At 73.1% G+C, this 1,180-nt stretch carries 2 protein-coding genes; both read right to left on the reverse strand.

Translation table 11 applies throughout. The annotated features are described in order from the left end of the window. Nucleotides 1-3 precede the first annotated feature (3 nt). Nucleotides 4-609, reverse strand: a complete 606-nt coding sequence (leuD, locus tag G5C62_RS27135; RefSeq protein WP_036339982.1) for a 3-isopropylmalate dehydratase small subunit — start codon at nucleotides 607-609, stop codon at nucleotides 4-6. Nucleotides 610-614: 5 nt separating this feature from the next. Continuing rightward, nucleotides 615-1,180: aconitase family protein (locus G5C62_RS27140; RefSeq protein ID WP_241176177.1), on the reverse strand; the 566-nt coding region annotated here is incomplete at its 5' end.

The following is a 1,180-nucleotide window of genomic DNA, read 5'->3' on the forward strand; positions in this document are numbered from 1 at the left end:
TCGTCAGGCGGGGAGCGCCGGCAGCGAGCGGGGCAGCCAGGCCGGGCGCGCGGCCTCGAACGCGGTGATGTCGTCGAGGTGCCGCTCGGTGAGGCCGACGTCGTCCAGCCCCTCGAGCAGCCGCCAGCGGGTGTAGGGGTCGACCTCGAACGGCACGGTGACCGCGCCGTAGGTCACCTGCTCGGCCCGCAGGTCCACGGTCACCGGGGTGGCCGGGTCGGCCTCGATCGTGGCCCACAGCGCCTCGACGTCCGGCTCGGACATCAGCACGGTGAGCAGCCCGGACTTGGTCGAGTTGTTCTTGAAGATGTCGGCGAACCGGGAGCTGATGACCACCCGGAAGCCGCCGTCCAGCAGCGCCCAGACCGCGTGCTCGCGGGAGGAGCCGGTGCCGAAGTCGGGCCCGGCGACCAGGATCGAGGCGTCGGCGTACTGCGGCTGGTTGAGCACGAAGTCCGGCTCGTTGGTGCGCCAGGCGACGAACAGCCCGTCCTCGAACCCGGTGCGGGTGATCCGCTTGAGGTACTCGGCCGGGATGATCTGGTCGGTGTCGACGTTGCTCCGCCGCAGCGGGGCGGCCGTGCCGGTGTGTGTGGTGAAGGCGTCCATGTCGGTCAGACTCCAGCGGGGATCGGGGCGTCGGGCAGGTCGGCGGGGGCGGTGAGCCGGCCGGTGAGCGCGGTCGCCGCGGCGACGGCCGGGGAGACCAGGTGGGTGCGCCCGCCCTTGCCCTGCCGGCCCTGGAAGTTGCGGTTGCTGGTGGAGGCCGCGCGCTCACCCGGCTTCAGCTGGTCGGGGTTCATGCCCAGGCACATCGAGCAGCCCGCGCCCCGCCACTCGGCGCCGGCGTCGAGGAAGACCTGGTCCAGCCCCTCGGCCTCGGCCTGCAGCTTCACCTGCACCGACCCGGGGACGACGAGCATCCGGGTGCTGGCGTCGACGTGCTTGCCCTTCAGCAGGGCGGCGGCGACCCGGAGGTCCTCGATCCGGCCGTTGGTGCACGACCCGAGGAAGACGGTGTCGACGTCGATCTCGCGCAGCGGGGTGCCGGCGGTCAGGCCCATGTAGGCCAGCGCGGACTCCGCGGCCCGGCGCTCGTTCTCGTCGGCGATCGTGGCCGGGTCGGGCACCGAGGCGTCGATCGGCAGCCCCTGCCCGGGGTTGGTGCCCCAGGTGACGT

This window comes from Modestobacter sp. KNN46-3 (assembly GCF_011039295.1).